The 21,632-nt window shown below is 68.6% G+C and carries 18 protein-coding genes; all 18 read left to right on the forward strand.

Going from position 1 to position 21,632, the window contains the following annotated elements; genetic code table 11:
- The first annotated feature begins 8 nt into the window (after positions 1–8).
- Positions 9–317, forward strand: a complete 309-nt coding sequence (locus tag ACT7B3_RS08770) for a phage holin family protein (protein ID WP_095619242.1) — start codon at positions 9–11, stop codon at positions 315–317.
- Positions 292–996, forward strand: a complete 705-nt coding sequence (locus tag ACT7B3_RS08775; RefSeq protein ID WP_095619243.1) for a peptidoglycan-binding protein — start codon at positions 292–294, stop codon at positions 994–996. Before ACT7B3_RS08770 ends, ACT7B3_RS08775 begins: the two co-directional genes overlap by 26 nt.
- The gene (locus tag ACT7B3_RS08780; RefSeq protein WP_095619244.1) at positions 993–1,217 is read left to right on the forward strand and encodes a DUF7940 domain-containing protein; all 225 of its coding nucleotides are present in this window, start codon (positions 993–995) and stop codon (positions 1,215–1,217) included. Before ACT7B3_RS08775 ends, ACT7B3_RS08780 begins: the two co-directional genes overlap by 4 nt.
- Positions 1,214–1,501, forward strand: coding sequence for a hypothetical protein (locus ACT7B3_RS08785; RefSeq protein WP_095619245.1), 288 nt, complete (start codon positions 1,214–1,216; stop codon positions 1,499–1,501). Before ACT7B3_RS08780 ends, ACT7B3_RS08785 begins: the two co-directional genes overlap by 4 nt.
- Before the next feature lie 28 nt (positions 1,502–1,529).
- Positions 1,530–1,733 carry a hypothetical protein gene (locus ACT7B3_RS08790; protein ID WP_095619246.1) on the forward strand — a complete coding sequence of 68 codons (204 nt, stop codon included), beginning with the start codon at positions 1,530–1,532 and terminating at the stop codon, positions 1,731–1,733.
- A 127-nt stretch (positions 1,734–1,860) separates the two neighbouring features.
- Positions 1,861–2,361, forward strand: a complete 501-nt coding sequence (locus ACT7B3_RS08795; protein WP_095619247.1) for a hypothetical protein — start codon at positions 1,861–1,863, stop codon at positions 2,359–2,361.
- Positions 2,361–2,738, forward strand: coding sequence for a hypothetical protein (locus ACT7B3_RS08800; RefSeq protein ID WP_445157654.1), 378 nt, complete (start codon positions 2,361–2,363; stop codon positions 2,736–2,738). Before ACT7B3_RS08795 ends, ACT7B3_RS08800 begins: the two co-directional genes overlap by 1 nt.
- A gap of 6 nt (positions 2,739–2,744) precedes the next feature.
- On the forward strand, positions 2,745–3,644 hold the full coding sequence (locus ACT7B3_RS08805) for a hypothetical protein (RefSeq protein WP_445157655.1): 900 nt from the start codon (positions 2,745–2,747) through the stop codon (positions 3,642–3,644).
- The gene (locus ACT7B3_RS08810) at positions 3,641–4,105 is read left to right on the forward strand and encodes a hypothetical protein (RefSeq protein ID WP_095619250.1); all 465 of its coding nucleotides are present in this window, start codon (positions 3,641–3,643) and stop codon (positions 4,103–4,105) included. Before ACT7B3_RS08805 ends, ACT7B3_RS08810 begins: the two co-directional genes overlap by 4 nt.
- Positions 4,106–4,118: 13 nt before the next feature.
- Entirely contained in the window at positions 4,119–4,601 is a 483-nt protein-coding gene (locus ACT7B3_RS08815; protein ID WP_445157656.1) for a defense against restriction DarA-related protein, read from the forward strand.
- Positions 4,601–5,107: a hypothetical protein gene (locus tag ACT7B3_RS08820; RefSeq protein WP_445157657.1), complete on the forward strand. Its 507-nt coding sequence runs from the start codon at positions 4,601–4,603 to the stop codon at positions 5,105–5,107. The genes ACT7B3_RS08815 and ACT7B3_RS08820 overlap by 1 nt, the downstream gene beginning before the upstream one ends.
- Positions 5,082–5,372 (forward strand): PAAR domain-containing protein, encoded by a 291-nt coding sequence (locus ACT7B3_RS08825; protein ID WP_095619253.1) that lies wholly within the window; start codon positions 5,082–5,084, stop codon positions 5,370–5,372. The genes ACT7B3_RS08820 and ACT7B3_RS08825 overlap by 26 nt, the downstream gene beginning before the upstream one ends.
- Before the next feature lie 116 nt (positions 5,373–5,488).
- Positions 5,489–9,199 carry a defense against restriction DarA-related protein gene (locus tag ACT7B3_RS08830; RefSeq protein ID WP_445157658.1) on the forward strand — a complete coding sequence of 1,237 codons (3,711 nt, stop codon included), beginning with the start codon at positions 5,489–5,491 and terminating at the stop codon, positions 9,197–9,199.
- A gap of 14 nt (positions 9,200–9,213) precedes the next feature.
- Positions 9,214–15,648: an SNF2-related protein gene (locus tag ACT7B3_RS08835; RefSeq protein ID WP_445157659.1), complete on the forward strand. Its 6,435-nt coding sequence runs from the start codon at positions 9,214–9,216 to the stop codon at positions 15,646–15,648.
- Between the two features lies 1 nt (position 15,649).
- Entirely contained in the window at positions 15,650–16,069 is a 420-nt protein-coding gene (locus tag ACT7B3_RS08840; protein WP_445157660.1) for a hypothetical protein, read from the forward strand.
- Positions 16,070–16,119: 50 nt separating this feature from the next.
- The gene (locus tag ACT7B3_RS08845) at positions 16,120–17,658 is read left to right on the forward strand and encodes a hypothetical protein (protein WP_141246899.1); all 1,539 of its coding nucleotides are present in this window, start codon (positions 16,120–16,122) and stop codon (positions 17,656–17,658) included.
- Entirely contained in the window at positions 17,655–18,554 is a 900-nt protein-coding gene (locus tag ACT7B3_RS08850) for a hypothetical protein (RefSeq protein WP_445157661.1), read from the forward strand. The genes ACT7B3_RS08845 and ACT7B3_RS08850 overlap by 4 nt, the downstream gene beginning before the upstream one ends.
- Positions 18,555–18,556: 2 nt before the next feature.
- Positions 18,557–21,595, forward strand: a complete 3,039-nt coding sequence (locus ACT7B3_RS08855) for a glycoside hydrolase family 19 protein (RefSeq protein ID WP_445157662.1) — start codon at positions 18,557–18,559, stop codon at positions 21,593–21,595.
- Positions 21,596–21,632: the final 37 nt, after the last annotated feature.

Raw genomic sequence — 21,632 nt, forward strand, 5'->3', positions numbered from 1 at the left:
GCTCGGCAATGGCTGATACCGGGGTACTTCAAAGCATCGCGCCGGCACTGGCGGCCTTCAGCTACTTCATCGCCGCCATGCGCCTGGCCACCTTCCGCCGCGGCGCGCGCCGCTACAAGCCGTGCGTGTCGCTACTGGCCAGCGTGCTGATTGGCACCCTGCTGTGCGCCGGCCTCGAAGTCGTGTTTCTCAAGCCTGAGGTGAGCCTGTTCCAGACCGTGCTCGCCGCCCTGTTTTGTGTCCTGACGCTGCGTGCTCGGGGCAATGTCGCCAGCCTGATGAGGATGTCCTATGACGGCACTTCTGAGACGAGGTAGCCGCGGCGAGGCCGTGCGCGCCCTGCAACAAGAGCTCAACCGCCAAGCCGGCGCTGGACTGGTCGATGACGGCGTGTTCGGTCCCGTCACCGAGCGGGCGGTCAAGGCCTTCCAGCGCAGCCGGGGGCTGACGCCTGACGGGCTGGTCGGCCCCGCTACCCGCGGGGCGCTGGGCACTGCCCCGAAACGGCCGGCCCCCGGGCAGGGCGAGGCCAATCTGTGCGCCTTCCTGGACATGATCGCCTTCGCCGAGGGTACGGACCGTTACGGCGAGCAGGACGGCTATGACGTGCTGGTCGGCGGCGAGCTGTTTACCGACTTCAGCGACCACCCCAACAAGCGGGTCTGGCTGCCGGCCTATGGCATCCATTCCACGGCGGCCGGCCGGTACCAGATCCTGCACCGTTACTGGAAGCACTACCAGGCGCAGCTCGGCCTGCCCGACTTCGGCCCGGCATCACAGGACCTCTACGCGGTTCAGCAGATCCGGGAGCGGCGCGCCTATGACGACGTGCTGGCCGGGCGTATCAGCGACGCCATCCGCAAGTGCGCCAACATCTGGGCGTCCTTCCCGGGCGCGGGCTACGGCCAGCGCGAAGTCGCCGAACGCGAGCTGATCGCCTTCTACCGCCGGAAGGGTGGGCGGCTCGAGCACGAGACAGGGGAGATGACGGCATGAGGTTGACCGACGACGCCCGCAACTGGCACCGCCTGTGGTCGGTGCGGCTGGGCATTCTTGCCGCCGTGTTCGGCGGTGTCGAGGCCTCGCTGCCACTCTGGGAGGTCGCCTTGCCGCAGGGGGTGTTCGCCGTCCTGGCAGCCGTCTCCGGTACCGGCGTGGGCATCGTGCGCGTGATCAAGCAGAACCTGCCGCCTCACGGCGACGAGGCGGACCAATGAGCCGGCTCCGGCAAATAGTGGTCGCCGCCCTGGGGCTGTTGGCTACCGCGCTGTCGATCGCGCTCGCCGTCGTCGCCAGGCAGCGCGACAACGCCCGTCAGCGAGCCGATGACGAGGGCCGGCGGGCCGATACCGCCGAGGAGCGTATCGAACAGCGGCACAAGGCCGACACGGCCAGCGCCAAAGGCAAGGAAGAGGGGGAGCGTGATGTCGAGAAAGCCCGTGCTGACGCGCGTAGCGGTCGCCGCGACCATTTTGCTGATGGCTGGATGCGCGACGACTAGGACCGTCTTCGTTCAGGAGCCGTTGCCTGTGCCCGAGCGGCCGGCGCTGCCCGTCGTGACGGCCGCTGAGTTCGCCTGTCATCCCGAGGTGGATGCCGTGCTGCGTGAGCTCGAGCTGCCGCCCTATGACGGCTGTCTGGCGGCAGGTGCCTATGAGGCGCTGGCCACGCGTGACGCCATGCTGCAAGCCCATATCCGGCGCCTGGAGGCGGTACTGCGCACGACCCACTGAGCCAGGGCGCCGAGACCGAGCGGAAAACCCGGGGGCTGCGCGCTCCCGGGCAGCGATAGTCTGGGCGCTCAAGGCCATGGAACGCCATGGCTCGTGCTGACTTGATCCCAACCATCGAGGCTACGCCATGACCGTATCCAACGCCAACTACCTCAAGGGCTTCTACGACCAGACCAAGGCCATGGGGCAGAAGGTGGTCAACTCCGACTTCACCTTCGAGATCGAGGGCTTCGAGCAGAACTACCTGCTGGCCCGCCAGTGCCCGTGGCCCGTCGTCGCGCCGCAAGGCGAGATCGAGGTGCCGTCACCGCTGGGCGCCGCCCTGTGGGAGCCGCAACAGATCCGCGTCAACCACCAGGGGCAGGTGACCCTGATGGAAGTGACGGCCGGCAGCATCGATCAGATGCTCGTCGACATCATCACCAACGGCGGCACGTTCAACGCCAAGATCTACGAGGGCACGCCCGAGCGCTACCTGCGCTACAAGCGCATCACCGACGCCTTCATCCAGATCGACGACCCGGATCGCGACTGGGAGAACCGCAGCCAGATCCTGGCCTTCAGCGGCACCATGTTCTTCCACTACTTTGGCGAGATCGTGGAAGGCAACAGCACGGATTACCGCTGATGGCAAAGCTGGCCGACCTGGTGACCCGCTTCGTCAAGCTCGAGCGCGGGGCTGCCAACATCCTTCCCCCGGAATCCGTCACGGCGCAAGCCGTGGCGGCGGTGTCGTTCTATGCCGGCTTCGCGGCGCTGACCCACCTGGCAGAGGGCGCCGACATCGACGAGAACGTCGACATCACGGTGTCGGAGTGGGCCGAGATACGCCCGCTGTTCATCCTCTACGTCGAGCGTGAGAACGCGCTGCAAATGGAGGCGACCGGCATCCTGAGCGCTGGCGGCGGCTTTGGTCGCTCGAGCTCCGAGGTCGGCAGCGAGATCACGCAGCTCGAGGCCGACCTGCCGCGGCGCGTCTTCTTCCATCCCGTCGTCACGGTGTAGACCGCCATGGAGCTGTACTTCGGCGAGAACGGCGACCAGCGCATTCGAGGCGACTTCATTCGTCGCGCGGTGCTGCGCTCCGATCTGGTGCCGATACCGCTCACCCTGGAGGCCGAGATCCGCGCCGGCACGGAGACCGCCGAGCACTTCGAGGTCGGGCGCTCGATCACCACCTATGACGGCGACGAGCTGGAGATCATCAAGTCCGAGTTCATCCAGCAGGCGCGCATGCAGGCCGACGACCTGGCGGGCTACGTGCGCCTCATCGCCATCCTGAAACCGGTGGTCGAGGTCGCGTTCGTCAAGCCGCGGGCCGTCATCAAGCGCGGCGCCACGCTGACCGAGGTCTACCGCGCGTGCGGGGCCACGCTGCGCGGCATCGAGGGCGACTTCGCGGTACCGCGCTTCGCCTGCCTGGCGGGAGAGGCGCATACCTACCACATTGCCCGGGCTCTACAGGAGGCGGGCGGTGTCGTGCGTTGGCGGCATGGTCGCCTGGCCTTCATTCCACTGCCGGCGCTGTTCGATCAGGAGCCGGCCGACCGCATCGTCAACACGGCGTCGGATGACGTCGAATCCGGCTTCCTGGAGCGCCACGACATCCCGTGGTTTTACAGCGTGGATGCCGACGGCCAGTTCGTCTACGGCAACCGCGGCAAACCGCGCGCGGCCCGTTTTCAGCCCGGGGTCAACGAGGTCACGCTGCGCCACATGACGGGCTGTCTGGTGCTGACCAAGAACACGCGCCTCAAGTACACGCAGAAGATCGCGGCCGGCGACCTGATCGAGGTCGTGGGCGGCGAGCCGCTGGTGGCAATGACGGTGGCCACCCTGTTCGCGCCCGGGGCGGACGGCGACGCCCCCGAGCAATTCACCCGCGTCTGGCTGGGGAGACTGGAACCATGAGCGGAAGCGGCCTGCTGGCCGGCAAGTGGCCGGCCGTGGTCGACAGCTACGAGGCCGACACGCGCACGTGCGTGGTCAGCATCCCGGGCATCACCGACGGCGCCGAGACCGGCCTGGTGGCGGAGATCGAGTACCCGGTCGGCGACAAGTCGCGCCACGAGACCATGACCGAAATCGAGATCCTGCCCGGCGACCTGGTGTGGGTGGAGTTCATTCAGGGCGACCCGCGTTTCCCTCTGATCACCGGTTGGCGCAATCCGACGACCGGCAACTCCGCCGGCTGGCGGCGCTGGCACCATGCCAACATGCAGCTGCTGACCGACAGCGAGATGCGCCTGCACTCCGGCGGACTGGTGCACGTCAGTGCCGGAGACAGCATCACCCTGCAGGTCGGCGGCTCGACCATCACGCTGACGCCGGACGACATCACCCAGCTGTCCAGCATGATCAACCTCAACTGACAAGGAGCCCGCCATGGCTGCCAATCTGCTGTTTTCCTTCGATGACCTGAGCCGCAAAGACAAGGCGGTGCGCGACGTCGAGAAGTACTTCCGGCGTGCCGGCGCCAACCCGGTGAGCGTCGACGTCGATTCGCGGATCAAGCGCACCAGCGGCGTCAGCTACCGCGAGATCGGGCTGACGTTCAGCGACAGCCAGGTGGTCAAGCTGCGCGTGAAGCGGCCGGGCGACATCTTTCAGGTGCTGCTCAACCGCAAGGTGGTGCCGATGGCCAACCAGGACGATCACGTCAAGGCCATCGGCGAGATCGTGCAGGCCATGGACCGCGGCCGCACCGCCTTCCAGCGGCGCCTGTCCCGGGCCAGGGTCGAGCTGCCCAAGCGCATGAAGACCGCGGCGCCGCGGATGGAGAAGCGCCTGGAAGCCAAGCGCGACGCCCTGCGTGACGCCGTCGACGACGCTCGCCAGCAGCTGGCCGAGCTGCGCCCCGCGTCCTGATGGCGGCAACCGAAACCTGGACGCCGCCGCCCGACCTGCTGTTCAGCCTGCCGGAGACCGCCGGCCCGGTGGCGTTCACGATCAACGTTGAGGTCGAGGGCGTCGACCCCGTGACCGGCGAGCCGGCTGTCGTCGAGGTCGTCGGCTACCGGGGCTCGATCACGCCGGAGCAGGTGCTGCTGGCCATCGACGGCGATGCCGACGGCCTGACCGTATCGGCCGACAGCCTGACCGGGCTATTCCCGATCGAGCACATCGACTATCGCCAGGACGGGCAGGTGGTGCGCGTGCCGTCCTGGGAGCAGTTGCCGGCCGAGGCCGAGGAGCTGATCGAGTACCGCCCCAGCCGAGAGCAGACGCGCGCCTACCGACTCGATGTCGTCGCCGACCTGGTCGACGGCAGCGAGGCCTACATGTCGTACCTGATCGAAGTGCATCAGGACTGGAGTGCCGGCCGTGACCGGCTGAGGAGTGAGATCGATGCCCGCCGTAACTCGACAGGGTGATGGCTGCACCGGCCACGGTGCGTTTCCGCCGCGCAACAGCACCGAGGGCAGCCCCAACGTGATGATCAACGGCCAGCCCGCCCACCGCCAGGGCGATGCCTGGGAGTCGCACTGCAACCCGGACGGCGTCTGTCACGACGGCGTGCTGTCCGCAGGCTCGGGCAGCGTCAACGTCAACGGTCGCCCGCTGGGCCGTATCGGCGACCCCGTGGATTGCGGCTCGGCAGTGGCGGCCGGCTCGCCCGACGTCATGGCCGGCGGCTGACCGCCGGGCTGCGCGGCCAGGAAAAGCCGAGGCCGGCAGCCTGTCTCCCTCCCATAGCATGGCCCCATCTGCGCGCCCGTCGCGGCGCCCCGATCCACCCATTACAGGGGCCTACTATGTCTTCACCACCTGTTCTCTGGAACGACAGCGCGATGCCGGTCGGCATTACGCTGGCTCAGCTGCTGTACCGCATTCGCCGCGCCGATGCCGACGACGGCCTGGTGTTCGACAGCGTAACGCTCGACGACATCCTGGAAGATGCCGACGAGGTCTTTGCGCTGGACGCCCTGGTGGCCACGCAGTCCACGCTGGGGCGCAAGGTGCGCGGCCTGGAGCGCGTGATGAACACGGCGACCGGCGAGCTCGACGTCGTGGCCTCGCAGATCTCCAGTCCGTTCCGGCGCCAGGGCGTGATCAACGTAGCCGCCGTCTTCGAGCTCAGCGACGGCCAGACGGTCACCATCATGTTCCACAACCCGGACGCGGGCAGTGCCAAGGCGCTGAAGCCGACCGATGACCTGATCAGCTGGAAGTGGCTGCTCAACAAGAAGGACATCACCATCGTCGTCGCTCCCGAGCGCGGTACCGACCTGCCGATTCGCCAGGTGGCGCGCCGCATCATGAAGCTGGCGGCCAAGAACTCCGATGCCTTCGCGCGCATGAACAAGCGGCGCGCCGAACGCCTCGAGCATATCGAGGGGCTCAAGCTCGAGATCGGCGACCTGGAGGCCGAGCTCGACCAACTGACGAAAGAGATCGAGATCGCTCGCATCGAGGCCGAGGACGCCGCCCTGAATGCACCGCCGGCACCGCCGACGCCCGCCGACGGGCTGCGCATGCTCGACGATATCCGCCCCTTCCTGTCACGCAGCCAGTACCGGGCCATGGCTACCGCCATTCGCAACGGCGAAGAGGCCGACGCCTACATCGACCGTGCGCAGGTGCTGGCCCGGGTCATCGACGGCATGACCACAAGCTACGAGCAGGATGGCAAGGGCATGGATGCCACCGCCTACCTGCACTATTTCCGCGATGCCGGCAACTGGTACATCACCGAGAAGGATGCCAAGGGCGACGGTACCGAGCAGGCCTACGGCTACTCTGACAGCGGACTCGGCTACATCAGCATCGACGAGCTGACCGATGCCGGCGTCGAGCTCAACTTGCACTTCGAGCCCAAGAAGGTGAGCCAGGCCGTCGGCGAGCAGCAGACCCGCCAGCCCGCTGACGATGAGCCGCAGGCCGAGGAAGAGCCGGCGAGCCCGCCAGCCGAGCCTACCGGCAAGGAAACGCCCACCGGGGTCAACGCCGACGGCGAGCTCGAGCCCGAGGGTGCCGAGAACGTGGTCAAGACCGCCAAGGGCAGCGAGGTGCAGACCGGCTTCACCGTGGTCGAAGCCGACGAGCTGATTGCCTCGCACGATATCAGCGGCAACCCCAACCCCGACTTTCCCGCCGAGCTCCAGCCACGCGACCGCGGCCGCGATGCGTCCATCGCCTGGGTGCAGAAGACGGCGCGGCAGCTGGATCCGGACAGCCTGGGGCGTACCCGCCGGGCCGATACCGGAGCGCCCATTGTCGGCCCCGATCGCGTCGTGGAGTCCGGCAACGGGCGCACGATGGCCATTCAGGAGGCGTACCGCGCCGGCAGCGCCGAGGAGTACCGCCAGTGGCTGATCGAGGAGGCGCATCACTACAACCTGGACGCCGGCCGCGTGCGCGCCATGCGCAAGCCCGTGCTCGTGCGCGTGCGCACGTCACAGCTCGACCGCCGGGAGTTCGCCGTCGAGGCCAACCAGGACGACAAGCTGAGCATGACCGGCACCGAGAAGGCGCGGGCCGATGCCGACCGGCTGGATGACGGCCTGATCGCCAAGCTCGCCGACGACGGCAACCTGCTGTCGGCCGCCAATCGGGGGTTCATCAACGGCTTCCTGCAGTCGCTGGGCGACACCGAGGCCGCCCAGTACATGACCGGCGACGGCAACCCCACGGGCGCGCTGATCGCCCGCGTGCAGGCCGCCATCTTCGCCAAGGCCTACAACGACGACCGCCTGCTGGAGATGACGGCCGACGCCAGCAAGCCCGAGGTCGCCAACGTCATCAACGCCCTCAACGTGGCGGCGCCGGAGTTTATTCGCGCGCAGGCCGCCGACCAGGCCGGTACCGATGCGCTGACCAACCAGCTGGTGGACAGTGTCGAGGCCTCGCTCAACGAGCAGGCGGTTCAGGCCATCATCGACGCCACCAACCTGGTGCGCCGCGCCAAGGCCGAGGGGGCCAGCGTGGAAGAGGTCGTCAGCCAGCTGGGGCTGTTCGGCGACATTCCGCCGGCCACGGCCGCCATGGCGCTGTTCATCAGCCAGAACAACCGCAGCACCAAGCGGCTAGGCCTGGCCTTCCGGGCCATGGCCGAGTTTGTGCGCAAAGAGGCCGAGCGCGGCCAGACCGTGGACATGTTCGGCGAAGGCCAGCAGGCCAGCCTCGAGGAGATCATCGCCGCCGCCAACCGGGAACTGGAGAAGGAGTACGGCGAGGGCAGCTACGCCATCGAGTCGCTTGACCTGTTCAGCGCGCCGGCAGCCGATCCTGAGCCCGAGCCCGAGCCCGAGCCCGAGCCCGAGCCGACCGAGGAGTCGCCGTCAGGCGAGGAAGGGTTGGAAGCGCGCGAAGAAGGGGAAGAGGGCGAGGCGCCTAGCGAAAACGACATCGAGCAGGCGCGCCAGGCCACCGATATCGAGCCGACCGAGGAGGAGAAGGAGAGCGGCGACTACGCCAAGGGCGAGGTCGACATGCACGGCCTGACGCTCGCCATCGAGAACCCCAAGGGAACGGTGCGCTCCGGCACCACGCAGGAAGGCGAGGAGTGGTCAATCTCGCTGCCCCATGACTACGGCTACATCAAGGGCACCAAAGGCGCCGATGGCGACGAGGTCGACGTCTTCATTGGCCCCGATCTGGACAGCGAGCGCGTCTTCGTCGTCAACCAGGTGGGCAAGGACGGCGAACTGGACGAGCACAAGGTCATGCTGGGCTTCGCCACCCGCGAGGCCGCCGAGCAGGGCTACCTGGCCAGCTATCGGGCCGGCTGGGATGGCCTGGGCAGCATGCAGGAAATGAGCGTCGACGAGCTCAAGGCCTGGCTGCCGAGCGCGGCGACCGGCAAGCCCGCCAGCGGCACCGAGGAAGAGCCGGAGCCGGAGCCCGCGCCCGCGACACCGGCAGACGTCGACCCTCTCGAGGCCGGCCGAGCCGTCGTCGAGCGCGACGAGTTCAAGACGCTGACCCGCGACTTCACCCGCTCCCTGTCCACGATCAAGGGCATCGATGCCGGCACCATGCCCGGCATGGAGCGCTCGCTGTTCGTCAACTCCATCGCCGGCAAGGTCAAGACCCGGGCCAAGCGCGACCCGCTGCTGGGCGCCGTGCTGCTGGCCTGGCTGGCTGAGCAGCAGAAGGGCTGGGACAAGCCGGCCATCACGTCCCGCAACGCCGTTTGGCAGGCGGCCGAAGACTGGGAGCGGTACCGCCCGCTGTTCGACCGTGACGCCGCGCCCAGCGCCCCGGAGGCGCCCACCGACCCGGCATCGGGCGCCGAGCCGCCCGCGCCCGCCGACAACGAGGAGGACCCGATGCGCCGCCAAGACCGGCAGTTCCTGCAATCCGTCATCGACGGCACGGTGCCCGACATCCTGTCTCCCGAGTTGGCTGACCAGATCCTCGCCATCATGGAGCGCCAGGCCGGTGATGAGGAGATGGAGGCCATGATCGAGCAGGCCGGCAATGCCTACGAGCGCGCCATGCTGGCCGCCACCGACACCCTGTAAGGAGGCAGTGAGGAATGAAGCGGATTTTTGACGACGCATCGGCCGGTGGCGGCGCGCAGGCGATGATGGCCCGGCTCAAGCTGGTGTCGGAGCTGGGCAGGGTACGCAAGGAGCTGATCACTCTCCCGCAGGGCATTGGTGCCATGGCCGACCGGCTGCGCCTGGTGAAGCGGGCCAACGAGGTTCGCGCCGAGCTGAAGGCGGCCACCCTGGCCGCCGACCCGGCAAAGGCGATGCAGGCCGAGCGCGAGCCGCCGGAGCCGGTAGGCGAGCCGCGCCGCCAGACCGCCGGCCTGTACAGCCACGACGAGAAGCGCACCAAGGGGCAGCGCCAGAAGGCCAACGACGCCGCCATCGAGCTGCTGGCCAGGGTGCAGTCCGGCGAGTTGTCCCGGGATGAGCTCACCGACGAGCATCGCGCCGTGCTGGCCGGCTATTCCGGCAACGGCGGGGCGCTGGTCGGCGCCGATGGCAAGAAGGGGTCGGCCTACGAGTACTACACCCCGCCGCCAGTGGCAGAGGGCATCTGGCGCACCCTGGCGGAGATGGGCTTTGCCGGCGGCAAGATTCTCGACCCGGCTGGCGGTACCGGCATCTTCGGCGCCGCGGCGCCGCGCAATGCCGCCGTGGACGCCGTGGAGATCGACGAGACCTCCGGTGCCGTCAACGAGCTGGTCAACGGCGGTCCCGGCTATCACGTGTCGGTGGCACCCTTCGAGCAGGTGGCGGCCGCCACGCCCGACGAGGCCTATGACGCGGTGGTCACCAACGTGCCGTTCGGTACCGTCGCCGACCGGGGCGGCAACCAGAACCTGGACCCCAAGTACCAGAAGGAGACGCTGGAGGCCTACTTCATCCTGCGCTCGCTCGACAAGCTGAAGCCCGGCGGCCTGGCCGCTTTCGTCGTGCCGCCGCGCTGCGTCTCCGGGCGCGGTGGCGCCGAGGTCAAGCTACGCCAGCGGGCCAGCCTCAAGGCCGAATTCCTGGGCGCCTACCGGCTGCCCAACAGCGTGTTCGGCGCCGCCGACGCGGACACGATCACCGACGTCATCTTCTTCCGCAAGTACGGCCGCGACGCCGCGGAGAAGATCGAGGAGCTGCACGAGCAGGCGCCCGAGACCCTGGCCGAGGCCAAGGTCATGTGGAGCGAGTTCGTCGAGGGGCGGTACTTCAAGGGCGAGGGCAAGCGCTTCGTGCTCGGCGAGTTCGTGCCCAAGGATCCCGAGAAGTTCCGCGACGTCGACCGCGTGAAGAATCCGGCCAGTATCCCCGAGGTCGCCAGGCTGATCCGCCGACTGCCTGGCAGTCGCGTGGACTGGGCGCTGCTGGAGGCGGCCGAGACGCAGCCCATCGTCTACCGTGAGGGCGACACCCTCACTCAGGCCGGGCAGACCCTGCAGCTGCAGGGCGGCGAGTGGGTACCGCTGGCGTCCGGCGACAGCGATACGCGGGGCGTCGAGCTGCTGGGGCGGTTCAAGGACGCCTACTCCGCCTTCGATGCCGGCATGGGCTACGTCGACGCCGTCACGCTGCGCCAGTACATGCGCGACACCTCGCAGTCGCTGGACATGCCCGCCTGGCTGGCGTCGGCGCTGGCCGCGCTGGACAAGCTGGCCGACGACGAGGCGCGGGCGCGCGCCTGGGCGCCCGGGCTGGTGGGGCTGGCCGTGGCGCAGGTGCTGGACGAGAACGGCCGCGGCAGCGGTACCGACTTCCTGTCCGGCTACGCCAAGCTGTCGGCCGCCATGCGCGAACAGGCGGCCGCCGCCCGGCGCGTCAAGGGCGTGGACGGCGAGCTGCGCCGCGGGCTCGGCGAGCTGGTCACCCACTACCAGCGCAAGGCCGGATTCAGCGCGCTGTGGCGTGGCGACGTTCAGCAGGCGCCGACCATGCAGGTCAGTGCCGCCCACGGCTTCGAGGGCCTGCTGTACGAGAACCAATCGAGCTGGACCACCCTGGAGCAGGCGCGCAGCGTGCTGGGCGACGACTTCAGCCCGTTCGACAGCGACGACTGGTGCGTGTCCGCCGACGGCAGCCAGGTGTGCCGGGCCGACGACTACTTCGTGGGCAGCTACGCCGACTTCGTCAAGCGGATCGACGCCGAGATGGCGGCCGCGCCTGGCGAGCAGCTGCGCGCCAAGCTCATGCGGCAGAAGGCGGTGGCCGCCGAGCGCATCGACCGCGTCGACGTGTCGCGCATCAGCTTCAACCTGTTCAGCCCCTACGTCACCCTGGAAGAGAAGGCCGAGTTCCTGCGCCGCTTCGTCCACCCCAGTGCCGTGGTGGCCATCGATGAGGCCAGCGGCGAGCCGCGCATCGAGTTCGATATTCCCGGCAGCAAGCTGACCGACCGAGAGAAGCTGATTCGGCGAATCGGCGCCTACCTGCGCAACGGCACCATCACCCTGGGCGGTACCAAGCTGGACATGGGCGATGCGGCCGGTATCCGCGAGCTGCGCGCCATGGTCAACAAGGCCAACGAGCAGTTCAACGGCTGGGCGCGAGGCAACGCCAACGTGGTGTCGCGACTGGAGAGCCAGGCCAACGATCCGGAGAGGCTGCGCTTTGCCCAGCCCGAGGACGAGAGCCCGCTGGCCATCCCGGGCATGAATCCTGAGCTCGAGCTGCACGGCTACCAGAATGCCTACGTGCGCTCCCGCGCGCGCGACTTCTCCGGCATCAACGGCTTCGACGTGGGGCTGGGCAAGACCCTCACCGCGCTGGCAGTCGCCCAGTACGTGCAGTCCATCGGCGCCAAGAAGAAGACCGTCTTCGTGGTCCCCAACTCCGTACTGTCCAACTGGCAGAAGGAGAGCGCCAAGGCCTACGCCAGCACCGATGACTGTCTCTACGTGGGGCTGCGCGACGGCAGCGTGAGCTCGTCGGCCTACGATGAAGACCTCAACCGCATCATGGAGAACCGCCACAGCAAGATCTTCATGACCATGGAGGCCTTCGAGCGAATCCGGCTGCGCGACGACACCATCACCGGCTACGAGTCCTACATGCGCAGCGCCGACCAGTCCTTCGCCGAGAGCGAGGACCGCAAGGCCGACGAGCGCGCCAAGGGTAAGGCAGCGACCATCGTCGACGTGCTGGGCAAGAAGAATGGTGCCGCCCCGTTCCTGGAAGACATGGGCATCGACTCGCTGGTGATCGACGAAGCCCACGTGTTCAAGAACTCGGCGACCACCGTGGATTTCAAGGGCGGCAAGTACCTGTCGCAATCGCCGGCCTCGAAGCGCGGCCTCGACGCGCAGGCCAAGGCCTGGGTCATCCGGGGCGGCGGTGGCGCCCGGGGCGATGGCGTCATGCTGCTGACCGCCACGCCCATCACCAACAGCCCGCTGGAGATTTACTCCATGATGGCCCTGGCCGTGGGGCACGACCGCGTGAACGACATGTTCATCGGCACGTCGGGCGCCGACGGCTTCATGAACGCCGTGTGCCAGATCGAGAACGAGGACGACGAGTCCATCGACGGCGAGAGTCGGGCCATCAACGTGTTCAAGGGGCTCAACAACGTCGAGATGCTGCGCGGCGCCATGCGCCAAGTGGCCACCATCAAGAACGCCGATGACGTCGGCAGCCAGATCAAGGTGCCGGACGCCCCGGAGCGGGCCAGCAACATCCAGCTACCGGAGGCGACCGTGGTGCAGCTGGAGGAGTACAAGCAGGCCTACCGCTATGCCGCCGACGCCATGGCGGAGCGCGGCGAGAACCGCGGCGACGCGGCGGCCTTCGAGCGTATCGCCGGCAAGTTCGGCGAGCCGATGGAGCTGATCGGCCACCCCTTCAACCTGATCAACAAGATGACCATGCTCATCGCCGACCCCGATCTTGATGCCAGGGTGTCGCGCTACCGGTTCGCCGAGGGCGAGGAAGAGGAGGCGCGGGCGCTGGTGGAGCAGTGGAATGCCAAGCCGCCCACCGAGCAGCGCACCCGCCCGGGGCCCAACGCCACAGCGGAGGAGGCGGTCAGCGTAAAGACCATTCGTGACGCCAGCCGGGAGGTGGTGGGCCGCCAGTACAAGATGCCGGTCAAGGCGTGGATCGAGAGCGGCGCCATCGTGCTCGACACCGTGAGCTCGGACACACAGGACCGCTTCGAGGCCATGGCCGACAAGGCGGGCGTCGAGCTCGATGTCTCGGTACCGCCCAAGCTGGCCGCCATGCTCGAGAACTTCCAGACCGAGGCGGCGACCCCGCGCGGCGTGGACTCCGAGGGTAATCGCATCCCGCGCGCCAAGCAGATCATCTTCTGTGACCTGCTGGGCATGCACAACAAGATCCGCCGGCTGCTGGTGCGCCGGGCCGGCGTGCCGGAGGCGGCCATCGCCGTCATCACCGGGCAGCGCAACAACAGCCCGGAGGAGATCATGGCGGTGCAGGACGGCTTCAACGCCCCGGGCGAGGCCAACAAGTACCGCGTGATCATCGCCAACGAGAAGGCGGAGGTCGGCATCAACCTGCAGAAGGGCACGCAGGCCATCCATCACCTGACCATCGGCTGGACGCCGGACAGCCTGACCCAGCGCAACGGCCGCGGCGTGCGCCAGGGCAACAAGACTGAGCAGGTCACGGTCTACCACTACGACGCCGACGGCACCTTCGACACCGCCAGGCGCTCCCTGGTCAACAGCAAGGCCGACTGGATCGGTGCCATGATGAAGCCCGACGGCGGCGACAGCCTGGCTATCAGCGGCGGCATGAGTCGCGAGCAGATGGAGGCGCTGATCGACGTCGTTGGCGACGCCGACGCGGTGACGCGTATTCAGGAGGCGATGGCCGCCAAGGAGGCCGAGCGCCGGGCGACCACCAACCGCGAGCGTCAGCGCATCAACCTGGACACCATCGACAAGCAGAACCGCTTCCTCGAGGAGAATGCGTCGGCGTCGGACTGGGTGGCGCGCAAGGTGGGACAGCTGATGTCCGCCATGGCGCAGACCGAGAAGGTGCGCAAGCGGCTGTCACGCGCCAAGTCGGAGTCGGCGCGGGCCAAGAACGAGAGCCTGCTGGCCGAGATGGAGGTCAAGGAGCGTGGTTTGCAGCGTCAGATCGAGGAGGCGGCGACCTTCCATCGGGCGAGCTACAACTATCAGACCCGCCAAGCCGAGCGGCTGGACGACGACCCGCTGAGCGTCCGCGAGGTGGTCACCACCTTCCTGGATCGCGCCAAGCGCGGCGAGAACCGCGCGTCCGACCTGGTGGCGGCGCTGCGCAGCGGGCGGCTGGGTTACGGCGCGGTCGACATCGCCGTCAACGAGGAGGCGGAGCTGGTCAACGAATGGGAGTCCGAGGTCGACATGGCGCGCCAGATGCGCCGCCAGGCGGTGGAGAGCTATCAGCGCCAGGCCAAGGAGGCCGGCGGCCTGCCGGCCGGCGTCGCCGAGGCCTTCGCCGCCGACAAAGGCGTGATGGTGGCCGACCGGCCGGTGATTGCCGAGTGCTTCATCACCGTCGATGACGACCTGTTCGCGGTCAGCTCCGAGTCCCTGGCGCAGTTCCGTCCCAGCGCGGTCGGCTACGTCGACGGCCGAGAGCAGCGGGCTACGCTGGCCGCCCTGGTGCCGCTGGGCGAGGTTGCCTACCCTGGCAGCCGTGAGCACGATGCCTGCCTGGTGCGCGCGGCTGCGATTGAGGACGCCGCCGAGCGCGAGGGCCAGACGCTGCGCCTCTACACCGATGCCTGCCCAGAGGTGGCCACGCGCCGCGAGACCACGGTCATGGCGCGCTACTCGGCCCGCGACTACTCGCTGCCGGCGCCGCACTTCCCGATTCCGCTGGATCCGGAGCGCGTCACCCCGGACTCCCCGGTGCTGGCTCGCATCGTCGACGAGCAACGCCAGCTGATCGAGCGCTGGGAAGGCATGAGCTTCGTGGTGGCCGGCGATGTCGAGGTCGCGCGCGGCCAGTCCAGCCTGGTAGAAGCCCTGCGCGACTACGCCATCGCCCATGGACTGAAAGTCACGCTGGCCGACTTTGGTCCCGGGCAGATGTTCCGCCTCAAGCAGGTGGTGCGCGAGCACTTCGACGACGCGGCGTTCGAGGCGGCCCTGGTCGGCGAAACCGGCGAGGAGATCGGGCGCAGTGTCGAGCGCTATGTGGCGAGCGCGGTGCCGTGGTTCGACTTCGAGGGCGAGGCCCAGTCATACTTGCCGCCACACCTGCAGCACCGGGCAACGATGGTGGTCGCCGACAGGGCGCCGGCCGAAGAGTCGGGCGAGCCGGTGCCGGCCATCAGCGACGACGGTGACCCTGACGAGATGGTGCTGGTCGAGGGCGAGACCCGTGCGTGGAAGGACCGCATCAAGGAGTACGGCAGCCGTCACGGCAGCTATCGGCGCTGGATGCGCAAGGAGACGGCATGGCGCGTTCGCCGCCGGGCCTGGAATGCACTGCTCGCCGACTTCCCGCGGGCGGCGGAAGAACTCAACCTGAGGGCCTGACATGGCATTCACTGAACACCTGTTCGACAAGGACGACATCAAGGCGCTGGCCCGGCAACGGGCCGCCGCCCTCAAGGAGAATCGCGGCTTCTCCGACTTTCCCGGGTTCGCGCTCGGCGTGATCGAGCGCCGCCTGGCCAAGGACCCGCTTCGGTACCGGGATTACGGGCCGTACTGGTGGGCGGTCAAGGCATTGCTGATCGACAGCGGCCGGGATCTGGGCGAACGCGACGACCCGATGGTGCGGGCCGCCTACCAGGGCGACAGTCGCGAGGAAACCATCGTCATGGCCGACGAGTTCCGCACCCTGTACCTGGCGACGCAGGCCGTGGGTACCAACCAGTTCCTGCTCGACGGCGAGTCCGGCGACTTCTACACCCTCGAAGACGAGGACATGGAATCCCGCCTGCCCGGCGCCTAAGCCGGAAAACCCCGCGCTGACCCACCCCCGGCATGGCCCACCATCGGGCCATGCCTAAATCATCTCCAAGGCATCGGCGAGGCCTGCTCTCACGACTCGGCATTGGTGCCAAGAAGTGGGAGAACGACCACCTCCCCGAGAGCCACGAAATCACGCCAGCCGACACCATGCTCTACGGTGCCGGCACGACGACGGTCGCGAGCCTCATGGCCTCGGGGACGCGTCAGGCCCGCACTCGCCAGGCCATCTACAACAAGTGGTCGCAGATGGAGTCCGACCCCATCGTGTCGTCGGCGGTCAAGCTGCTGGTGACGTCGGCGCTGGGCGGCCACGAGACCACGGGCGATATCGTCTTCATCGAGAAGCGGCCGGTAGCCGACGAGAACGACCAACTGGGCAAGCTGGTCGAGGACATCCGCGAAGACCTGTCAGGCATCCTGAACCGCGCCGCCTACCCCATGGCCTACCTCGGGGGCGTGTTCGGCGACTCCTACGCCCGCATCTACACCGATCAGCGCGGCGTCGTCGACCTGTACGTCGACGAGCTCGTCAGGCCGCCACTGGTGCAGCCGTTCGACCGCGGCAGCCGCACGGTGGGCTTCGCCATCTATACCGGCGAGCGCAACTTCCAGCGCCTGGACACCACGCAGATGGCGCGCCTCAAGATGCCGCGCAGCCAGTGGGTGCCTCAGCACGGCGTATTCGAGAAGTCGCTGAAGATCGCGCTCAGCACCGATGACGTCAACGAGCTGCCGCTGATGCCGGCCATGGCGGGCGGCTCGCTCATCTATCCGGCGGAAGACGCCTACGACAACCTGGTTTCCAGCCTGCTGGGCCTGGTCGGCCAGCGCTGGATGGATTCGATCGACGAGCAAATGCTCACCGTGAACCTCAACGACATGTCGAAGGACATGCAGGAGAAGTTCATGGGCTCGATTACCGACATGCTCAAGCGCTCCAAGGAGATCGCCGAGGAAGCGGTCAAGGGTGGTAGGCCGATCATGGAGCGCATTCGGCACGTGATCCCCACCTTCGGCGACAAGCAGCTGACCCGCGTCGAGGGGGGCGGCCAGTCTGGCCGCGCCGATCAGGTGAGCATCGAGGACGTCATGTTGCACGCCCGCCTGCTGTCCGGCGCCATCGGCGTCGACCTGTCGATGATCGGGTTCGCCGACCAGCTGTCGGGCGGCCTGGGGGAGGGCGGCTTCTTCCGCACCTCCGCGCAGGCGGCCGAGAGCGCGCGCGTGATTCGCGTCGCCCTGGCCGATGCCTTCAACCATGTCATCGACATGCACACCCTGAAGCGCTACGGCGTGGTGTTCCCGCCCAGCGAACGGCCGTGGCGCATCAACTTCTATGGCTCGATATCCGCGCTCGAGGCCGAGCGTCAGCGCACGCTCAACGACGGCATGGGCGTTGGCATCGGCCTGGCGCAGGCCATTGCCGCCATGCGTGACATGGGGGCCAACAAGAAGATCCTCGAGGCCTTCCTGACCGACACCATGCAGTTGGACGAGGAGCAGGCCAAGCTCTACGCCCAGCTCGCCGAGATGGGCAAGGATGACGGCAACGGCCAGGGGTGGCCATGAGCCTGTTCGACAAGCTTTCCGGCGCCGGGGCCAGCGGCAACGTCATCGGCAGTGCCGACGGCGCGATTCGCTCCGGGGCCAGCCAGATCGGCAGTCGAGTCGGGAACCTGGCGGGGGGCGGTCGGCTTGCCGGCGCCGTCTCACAGGCCGGCGCATCCATCGGCGCGCAGGCTGCCAGCCGGGCCATGCACAGCCATATCCCGCCCGGCATGCGCGGCACTATCAACTCCGGCGCCGAGGCGCTGGGCCAGATTGCCAAAGGGGACATTGAGGGCGGCATCCTGACGGCGCTGGAGGCCGGGCTGGCCGGTGACAGGCTGGGCAACCTGCTTGGCGGTCAGGCCAGCCAGGGGCGCTACTGGAGTGCGGCCAACATGCTGTACGGCGGCATCACGCCGTCAGAAGCGAAGCGCATCTATCAGGAGGCTGTCGATACCGGCCGGGCCAAGAAAAACCTGTTCCTGCTCAAGGTGCGGAGCAACTTGGTAGGCGACTACTCGCATGAGTTCAATCTGTTCTGCACGGATATCGAGCGCGGCTACGGCGAGGTGACCGGGGGTAAATCCCGCGCTGGCAGCGCCCTGGTTGACACGCTGCAGCAGCGAGAAGCGGGAGCGATCCGCATCACCACCATGGATGACCGCACCGGCCTGCTCAAGCGCTGGTTTCTCGATCACATTGTTGCCATGGCCGCGCAGGACGGCACCTTCGGCGTGCCGGCTGACTACGCTATCGAGATCACGGTGCAGCACGCCTTCGTCGGCGATGTCGGCGCCTTTGCTGGGCGCATGCTATGCCGCGCCCAATCTTGCGAGACCAGCCTTTCGCGCCGTGAAGACGCCATGGAGGAGCTGCAGATGACCTTTACACAGCTAGACACCTTCATGAGTCCCTAGCCATGGCATTGAACCACGACAATCAGGGCTTTCTGGTCGGCGAGCGGCTGGATGCCGAGGATATCACCGGTCGCTTGGATGCGATTCGCAACGAGGTCGCCGCCCTGCGCCGAGACATCAGCGGGAGTAACGCCAGCCCCGTGGCCAGGCCGCGGCAGGTCGAGCGAGTAGAGGCCGGTCCCGACCATGCCGCCGGCAGCCCTTCGTCAGAGCCTGGCGCTGTCTCCAGCGAGGCGCGCCGCAACGAGGTCGTGATTCGCATCGACCGCCCGGCCGTGGCGGCGACGCCACCCGATCGCCAGGCGCCGGGGCGATACGTCTACCGCGCGGCGCAGGCCGCAGGCAGCGAGGGCGTGGCCTCGGCGGCTTCACCGTCGCGGTCGGCCAGCCAAGTCGAGCCCGGTACCGACCCCTCTCAGCCGGTCGCGCGCGCGACGGCGCGCCCGGCAACGCCCAGCCCTGGCGCCGGCCGCGATGCCGGCGGCCGGTTCGTGCGCCGCTCGGAGGCGGCCTCGCCCAGCGGCCGGCAGCGGGGCGACGGCAGCCCGCGCGACGACGATGAGGACGGCGGCCGTCTCTCCATGGCCGTGGATGGCATGGGGCGCCGGCTCAGCGACGCCGTACAGGAAATGGGGGCCGGCACCGAAGAGGCGGACCCGGCGGTCAAGGCCTTCAACGAGGTCGCGCAGCCGCTGTCCCGCGGCTTCGGCAAGATCATGGGCGGCGACAGCGACCGCAATCAGGAGCGTTGGTACCGCCGCTTCTGGCGGATGATGCGGCGCAAGAATCGTGACGACGAACAAGAGGGCAAGCGACAGCGCCGCATCCTGAAGAACATCGAGCGCAAGCCGGTGAGCGACGGCGGCGGCTCCATGCTGTGGCGAGGCGTCCTGCTGCTGCTGGCCCCGATCACGGCCATGCTGTCCCTGCTCGGCGCGCTGCCCCTGGCGATAGCCGGCGCCCTGGCCTCGAGCCTCAAGTGGCTGCTGACCGCCATGGGCATGAGCAGCATGGCGCGCCGCATTCCGGTACCGGGCGGGCGCCGAGCAGGCGGCCGGCACACGCCTCGAACGGCAGTCCCGCCGGCCGCCGCGGCCGGACAGGCCGGCAGGCAGAGCAGGGCGGCCGGCGCGGTGCCGCCAGGCGCGGGGTCATCCCCTCCGGGGCGTGGCGGCCGCATAGGTGGCGCCTTGCGCCAGGGCGCCCGCCGCATTCCGGGCATTGGCGCGCTGCTGGGCCTCGGTTTCATGGCCAGCGACGTGGCGGCCAGCGAGCGCAGCGACGCCAGCCGAGAGGAGAAGAACGTCACCACCGGCCGCGCCGTCGGTGGCGGCCTGGGGGGTATCGGCGGCATGGCCGGTGGCGCTGCTGCCGGTGCCGCGCTGGGCTCCGTCGTGCCGGTCATCGGTACCGCGGTGGGCGGCGTCGTGGGCACCATTGCCGGCGGCTTCTTTGGCGGTAGCGCCGGCGAGGTGCTGGGCGAGAAGGCCGGACAGTGGCTGAACCGGCTGCAGGACACGCCAATCATCCAAGGCATGTCCGACAGCTGGCACTACGCCGCCGACTTCACGTCTGCGCTGTGGGGCCGTGTCAGCGAGGCGGCTTCGTCGAAGTGGGAAGACGTCACCGCGGGCTGGCAGCGCGTGTCGCAGCGAATAGGCGACAGTTGGGAGGCGGTCGCCGGTACGATCAGCGAGCGCTGGCAGAACGTGACAGCCAGCATGCAGGCGCGCTGGGAAAGCGCGGTCGCGCTGGCGGCGCGTGGCTGGGAGGCCCTGAGCGAGGCGGCCGGCGACGTCAACGACTGGATCCGGGAGAAGACCGGCATCGATGTCGGCCAGGCAGCCAGCGACGCCGCCGGCTGGGTGTCGGATACCGCCGTGTCGTCTGCCGAGTGGACGGCCGAGCGTGCGGGTCGCGCACGGGACTGGGTGTCGGAGCGCGCCGGCGTGGCCGCCGCCAGGGCCAGCGAGGCAGCGTCGCGCGCGGCCGAGGGGGCGAGCGAAGCCGCGGCGTCAGCATGGGAGCGCACACAGCAGGCCGGCGGCTGGATCGCCGACAAGACCGGGCTATCGACGGCGGCGGACTGGGTGCGCGACTCGGCCCGCGAGGCCGGCGAGAACCGACAATCACGCCGTAACGCGGCCGCAGCCGAGCCGGCGCTGGTCGCGGCCATGGCCGAGGCAGGCATCACCGACGCCAACGAACAGGCCGCCTTCATGGGGCAGATGCACCATGAGTCGAACGGCTTCCGCAGCCTGGAGGAGAGTTTTCGCTACTCGTCTGCCGACCGCATCATGGAGGTCAGCCGCACGGCACGCCAGCAGGGGCGCGAGGCCGTCGAAGCCGCCATGGCGCAGGGACCCGAGGCGGTCGCCGAGCTCATGTACGGCGGCCGCATGGGCAACACCGAGGCCGGCGACGGCTATCGCTATCGTGGCCGCGGCTACACGCAGCTGACCGGGCGAGACAACTACACGGCAGCCAGCGAGGCGCTGGGCATCGACCTGGTCAACAATCCCGACCTGGCGGCCGACCCCGAGGTGGCCGCGCGCGTCGCCACCTGGTACTGGCAGAACCGTGCCGGGCTCTCCGAGGCCGCGCAGCGGGGTGATGCCCGCGAAGTCACGCGCCTGATCAACGGCGGCCACAACGGCCTCGAGGACCGCCGGAACCAGACCGATCGCTACCTTGCCGCCGCCCGCGCCGGCGAGCTGAGCCCTACCGGGGCTGTGCCGGCCGGCAGTCCTGCCGGGGCGCCCATGCTGGCCAGCCAGTCGGTGCAGACCGCCCACCTGGTCCCGATGGGGCTGGCGGCCAACGGCCCGCCGGCCGGCGTTACGCCGCCGCCGGCCGCGCATGTCCCGGCGCCGAGCATGCCCCGAGTTGCCGAGGCGCCGACCGTCAGCGCGCCGCTGTCGCCGCCGAGCTCTCACGATGGCGACCGTCGCCATGGCGGCCAGGGGCAGGACGTGTCGCGCGACGTCTCAGACCGGCGCATCGCCCACATAGTCACCGGTGCCTACAGCGGCATGAGCTGACCGGAAAACGCCAGGATCGCGGGCCGGCCGCCCGGCA

The organism is Halomonas sp. E14 (genome assembly GCF_052568415.1).

Excerpts from the sequence above, each read along its gene's own strand:
- ACT7B3_RS08805 (WP_445157655.1), top strand. The coding sequence starts at position 2,745 with ATGGAGCTGTACTTCGGCGAGAACGGCGACCAGCGCATTCGAGGCGAC.
- ACT7B3_RS08775 (WP_095619243.1), top strand. The coding sequence starts at position 292 with ATGACGGCACTTCTGAGACGAGGTAGCCGCGGCGAGGCCGTGCGCGCC.
- ACT7B3_RS08855 (WP_445157662.1), top strand. The coding sequence starts at position 18,557 with ATGGCATTGAACCACGACAATCAGGGCTTTCTGGTCGGCGAGCGGCTG.
- ACT7B3_RS08770 (WP_095619242.1), top strand. The coding sequence starts at position 9 with ATGGCTGATACCGGGGTACTTCAAAGCATCGCGCCGGCACTGGCGGCC.
- ACT7B3_RS08780 (WP_095619244.1), top strand. The coding sequence starts at position 993 with ATGAGGTTGACCGACGACGCCCGCAACTGGCACCGCCTGTGGTCGGTG.
- ACT7B3_RS08845 (WP_141246899.1), top strand. The coding sequence starts at position 16,120 with ATGCCTAAATCATCTCCAAGGCATCGGCGAGGCCTGCTCTCACGACTC.
- ACT7B3_RS08815 (WP_445157656.1), top strand. The coding sequence starts at position 4,119 with ATGGCTGCCAATCTGCTGTTTTCCTTCGATGACCTGAGCCGCAAAGAC.
- ACT7B3_RS08825 (WP_095619253.1), top strand. The coding sequence starts at position 5,082 with ATGCCCGCCGTAACTCGACAGGGTGATGGCTGCACCGGCCACGGTGCG.
- ACT7B3_RS08850 (WP_445157661.1), top strand. The coding sequence starts at position 17,655 with ATGAGCCTGTTCGACAAGCTTTCCGGCGCCGGGGCCAGCGGCAACGTC.
- ACT7B3_RS08800 (WP_445157654.1), top strand. The coding sequence starts at position 2,361 with ATGGCAAAGCTGGCCGACCTGGTGACCCGCTTCGTCAAGCTCGAGCGC.
- ACT7B3_RS08795 (WP_095619247.1), top strand. The coding sequence starts at position 1,861 with ATGACCGTATCCAACGCCAACTACCTCAAGGGCTTCTACGACCAGACC.
- ACT7B3_RS08840 (WP_445157660.1), top strand. The coding sequence starts at position 15,650 with ATGGCATTCACTGAACACCTGTTCGACAAGGACGACATCAAGGCGCTG.
- ACT7B3_RS08820 (WP_445157657.1), top strand. The coding sequence starts at position 4,601 with ATGGCGGCAACCGAAACCTGGACGCCGCCGCCCGACCTGCTGTTCAGC.
- ACT7B3_RS08830 (WP_445157658.1), top strand. The coding sequence starts at position 5,489 with ATGTCTTCACCACCTGTTCTCTGGAACGACAGCGCGATGCCGGTCGGC.
- ACT7B3_RS08785 (WP_095619245.1), top strand. The coding sequence starts at position 1,214 with ATGAGCCGGCTCCGGCAAATAGTGGTCGCCGCCCTGGGGCTGTTGGCT.
- ACT7B3_RS08835 (WP_445157659.1), top strand. The coding sequence starts at position 9,214 with ATGAAGCGGATTTTTGACGACGCATCGGCCGGTGGCGGCGCGCAGGCG.
- ACT7B3_RS08810 (WP_095619250.1), top strand. The coding sequence starts at position 3,641 with ATGAGCGGAAGCGGCCTGCTGGCCGGCAAGTGGCCGGCCGTGGTCGAC.